Source organism: Paenibacillus sp. A3, assembly GCF_001399685.1.
In the GTDB taxonomy this organism is placed as follows: Bacteria; Bacillota; Bacilli; order Paenibacillales; family NBRC-103111; genus Paenibacillus_G.
In genome coordinates, this window is the sequence record NZ_JTHN01000311.1 from 1 (window position 1) to 4,430 (window position 4,430).

The 4,430-nt window shown below is 54.1% G+C and carries 6 protein-coding genes; 1 reads left to right on the forward strand and 5 read right to left on the reverse strand.

From position 1 onward, the window contains the following. The 4 genes from QJ48_RS36475 to QJ48_RS33740 form a co-directional block, all read right to left on the reverse strand. On the reverse strand, positions 1-135 hold a 135-nt coding region (locus tag QJ48_RS36475; protein ID WP_082420789.1), incomplete at its 3' end, for a helix-turn-helix domain-containing protein. Positions 136-307: 172 nt separating this feature from the next. Next, entirely contained in the window at positions 308-1,177 is an 870-nt protein-coding gene (locus tag QJ48_RS33730; protein WP_054977664.1) for a glycine betaine ABC transporter substrate-binding protein, read from the reverse strand. Positions 1,178-1,203: 26 nt separating this feature from the next. Then, positions 1,204-2,049: a proline/glycine betaine ABC transporter permease gene (locus QJ48_RS33735; RefSeq protein ID WP_054977661.1), complete on the reverse strand. Its 846-nt coding sequence runs from the start codon at positions 2,047-2,049 to the stop codon at positions 1,204-1,206. Further along, positions 2,039-3,247 carry a glycine betaine/L-proline ABC transporter ATP-binding protein gene (locus tag QJ48_RS33740; RefSeq protein WP_054977662.1) on the reverse strand — a complete coding sequence of 403 codons (1,209 nt, stop codon included), beginning with the start codon at positions 3,245-3,247 and terminating at the stop codon, positions 2,039-2,041. Before QJ48_RS33740 ends, QJ48_RS33735 begins: the two co-directional genes overlap by 11 nt. A gap of 274 nt (positions 3,248-3,521) precedes the next feature. Here QJ48_RS33740 and QJ48_RS33745 point away from each other — a divergent pair, with 274 nt between their 5' ends. Continuing rightward, entirely contained in the window at positions 3,522-4,097 is a 576-nt protein-coding gene (locus QJ48_RS33745; RefSeq protein ID WP_054977663.1) for a GbsR/MarR family transcriptional regulator, read from the forward strand. 91 nt (positions 4,098-4,188) lie between these two features. Here QJ48_RS33745 and QJ48_RS39085 read toward each other — a convergent pair. Further along, on the reverse strand, positions 4,189-4,430 hold a 242-nt coding region (locus QJ48_RS39085; RefSeq protein ID WP_237763149.1), incomplete at its 5' end, for a hypothetical protein.

The following is a 4,430-nucleotide window of genomic DNA, read 5'->3' on the forward strand; positions in this document are numbered from 1 at the left end:
TTCTTGGCAGGTGTCGTTCCACCTCGCAAGAAAGTGGTTAAAGACAAAGCGAGCGCATCCAAACATCTGATGGATCAGCGTCGTTTGCTCCTCCGTAGGGTAGATGCGAAAGCGAAAAGCTTTATGATGCAACATGCTGGAATTTACCTCTTTTGGTGATTTTATGACAATTATAGCACATATGTTCGCACTCGTATACAAGATATGCTGATTCATCTCCCCCTTATCGAAGAGGGAGTCTTCTCAGCCTTAACGATAAAAAGACCGGAGAACGCCATACGTTCATCCGGTCTGCTTATGCCTTCCGTTACTTCTTCTTCAAATCTTCGATCGAATTGATCTCCATATATTTCGGGACGACCAGACCGATTTTGGTCCCTTTCAGGTTCGGGCCGAGGTCCTCGAATTTGCCTTTGAACTTCTCGTAGTAGTCCTTATGCGTCGTCGGCAGCCAAGCGGCAACGATCGCGTCGACGTCTCCGCCGGCGACGCCGGCCCACATCGGGCCCGCTTCCACCTGCAGCATATCCACCTTGTAGCCGAGGCGCGATTCGAGCACCTGCTTAACGACGTTCGTGCTGGCGATCTCCGAATCCCAAGCGACGTAAGCGAGCTTCAGCTTCCGGCCTTCGGCCTTCGGCACGTCCTTCACCCAACCGTCCACTTTGGCGGCGTTCTCTTTCACCCAATCGGCCGCGGCGACTTCCGGCTTCTTGCCGTCCATGACCGCCCCCATCACTTTCTCCATGTCCGCTGCGGTCCATTCGAACTTGTCGAGCACCGCATAGGCGGACGGCTCCGCCGTTTTAAGCCCTGTTTTTGCGATCGTATGAATTTCCTCATCCGCCCCGTAAACACCCTTCGGGTCCTGCAAATATTTGAGGTCGTATTTGGCGAACATCCAGTGCGGCGTCCAACCGGTAATAATGATCGGCTTCTTCGCTTTATACGCTCTATCCAGAGCCGCGGTCATCGCCGTGCTAGAACCTTCCACAAGCTTCCAGTCGGTCAAGCCATAATCTTTAAGTGCCTGGCTTGTTGCCTTCATAATGCCCGCGCCGGGGTCGATGCCGATAATTTCATATTTGACTTGATCCCCTACAAACGCCGAGGTGCCGGAGCTCTTAGCCCCGCATCCAACAGCTAACAGAGCGGCCCCGAGCAAACACAACGTCATCCACAGCAGATTCCGGTTTCGTTTTTTCAATGCTTCTTCTCTCCTTTGGGTTTCATCTTAATCGCATGCTGCGTCAGCCGGTCGAGCACAATCGCCAAAATGACGACGGCAAGCCCCGCTTCAAAGCCTTCGCCCGTCTTAAGTTGGGTAACGGCACGGTACACGTCCGCCCCGAGCCCTTGAGCGCCGATCATCGAAGCGATGACGACCATCGACAGCGAGAGCATGATCGTTTGGTTGATGCCGGCCATCAGCGTAGGCAGCGCCAGCGGGAGCTGGACCTTCCACAGCTTCTGTCCGGGCGTCGTCCCGAAAGCGTCGGCCGCCTCGATCAGGTCAAACGGCACTTGGCGGATGCCGAGATTCGTCAGCCGGATCGTTGGAGGCACCGCGAAAATAACGGAAGCAATGACGCCGGGCACAACGCCCAGGCCGAAAAAGGTAACCGCCGGGATCAAATAAACGAAGGCCGGCATCGTCTGCATGAAATCGAGCAGCGGCGTTAACGTGTTCTGCACCGTTTTGTTTCTCGCGGACCAGATGCCGAGCGGCAGGCCGACGATGACCGAGAGGAAAGCCGAGGTCATCACGAGCGCGAGCGTATCCATCGTATGGTCCCAGAACCCGAGGTTGGCAATCAGCAGCATGCCGAGCAGGCTAAAAATGCCGAGCATGAGCCCTGCCGCACGGTAAGCCAGGAAAGCAACCAATACGATGAGCACCAGCGCAGGCGGAAAATGAAACAACAGCGAAAATAAATTGACCGTTCCTTCGATTAAGGAAGAAATGAAACCGAACAGCCACTCGAAGGTGGCGCCGAGCCAGTCGACGACTCCTTCGACCCATTCGGCAATCGGAAGCTTAGGACCCATCCGTGGTCACCGCCTCTCGAACCCGGTCGTGGTTGCCGGCCAATGCTCCGAGCACCGCGCCGCGAATAATGACGCCGAGCAGCCGCCCGTTCTCGGACGTAACAGCCACCGGCACGCGGCTTGTGCTGACGGTATCGAACAGATCGCTCAGCAGCGTATTTGGCGACACCGTCGGCACCTCGGAAATGATGATCGCATCAAGCGTCAGGTGCTCCCGGATCGCTCGGGCCGCGTCTTCGGCCGTCAACACCCCGATCAGCCGCTTGGCGCTGTCTACGACGAACAAGTTGGAAATGCCGTTCTCCCGCATCAGCTCCAGCGCCACGCGCGGCCCCCCGCGGTCGTAAACGATCGTCTCCGGCCGGCGCATTACATGCGAGGCGTTCAATACCCGGGACAGATCGACATCTTCAATAAACTTCTCCACATATTCGTTGGCCGGGGTGATCATAATCTCCTCGGGCGTGCCGATCTGGACGATGGAGCCGTCTTTCATCAGTGCGATCCGGTCCCCGATTCTCAGCGCTTCGTTCAAATCGTGCGTGATGAAAATGATCGTCTTCTTCAGCTTTTCCTGCAGCTCGCGCAGCTCCTCCTGCATATCCTTGCGGATCAGCGGATCAAGCGCGCTGAACGCTTCGTCCATCAAGAGAACCTGCGGCGAATTGGCGAGCGCCCGGGCCAAGCCGACCCGCTGCTGCATGCCGCCGCTCAGCTGGTCCGGATATTGATCCGCCCATTCCTCCAGTCCGACCAGCGCAAGCGCTTCGCGCGCTTTTTCCCTGCGAATTTTGGCAGGTACCTTCTGCACCTCCAACCCGAATTCGACATTTTGCACAACCGTCTTATGCGGGAACAGCGCGAACTTTTGAAACACCATGCTCATCGCCGTCCGGCGAAATTCGCGCAGCCGCTCCTCGTTCATCTCTACGATATTTTCACCGCGGAATAGAATGCTTCCATCGGTAGGTTCAATCAGCCGGTTCAGCAGCCGGATCAAGGTCGATTTACCGCTGCCGGACAGCCCCATAATGACGAAGATTTCTCCTTCTTTGACCGTAAAGCTGGCGCGGTTCACGCCTACGGTCTGTTTCGTCTCCGCAAAGATACGCTTCTTGCTCCAGCCTTGGTTGAGAAGCTCAAGCGCCTTTTCCGGATGCTGACCGAAAATTTTGGTCAAATGCTTTACTTCGATCAAAGCCGTATCCCCCCATTCTTTCGATGCTCTTAAGTTTACAGGTGCGCAGGCGGATGGGTCAAAAGCGAAATAAGTTTGTTTCGTACGTACAGAAAAAACTTTACAAACGTATCGTACAGAATACTCCCATTTCCTCCGAATTCCTTTCTTGCTAGTAGCTTTACTTTCAAATGCAGGTTCAATACAATACAATGAGAATATTTATTTTAGGCAAAGCATTCTGCCGCAGAGTGGCTTCGATCGGCGGCAGCATCCGCAGGAGGCATAATTAATTATGAACAACTGGGTTGGGATGACGGAGGAACAAGCTGGCATCGTTCAAAAGGCCCGTAAACGCGTAATCGAATCCATCGGAAAAAATATGGATTTATATGGCGTCACCCTTTCCACCGGCCATTTGTATGGCATGATGTTTTTTCAAGATAAGCCTATGACGCTTGATGAAATGGGCGAAGAGATGGGCATGAGCAAGACGAGCATGAGTACGGGCGTACGGACGCTGACGGACCTCAAGATGGTTCATAAAGTGTGGGAAAAAGGTACGCGGAAAGATTTGTACGAGGTCGAGCCGGACTGGTACCAGACGTTCGCGGATTTTTTCGTCATCAAATGGCAGAAGTCCATCGAAATGAACGTGCAGGCGCTGCGCAAATCCGCGGCCGAGTTGAAGCGGCTTGCGGAGGGCGATCCGGACAACGAAGCGCTGCAAAACGTCGTCGCCACCGACACCCGCAAGCTGGAGGAAGCGATCCGCTACTACTTATGGCTCGGACGCTTGATCGATACGTTCGAATCCGGGGAAATTTTCAAGCTGGTGCCGAAGGAGGAGCCGCAAGCGGACTCTCATTAATACGCCGTATAGGATGATAAGCCGTGCCGAAGTCGATTCGGTACGGCTTTTTCGTATCCGCAGAAACCGCCTCCCCGCCCGATAAGCTTCGTCATTTTCCGGGAAATAATCCCCGACTGGCAAAACGGATCAGCAATAAGGCAACATTATCCAACAAAACTCTAAAGATTTTGGCCGAATATGCCGATATATGTACCAGTGTCTGACCAGACGAATACAAACGGAACAGGAGTGAAAAAGCTTGCGCTTTAGAATGCAAAAAGTGTTCTTGTTGTTGCTTACAGTTATCTTGAGCACATGCAGTTTTGGCGTCATGAGCGCATCGGCCGCGGA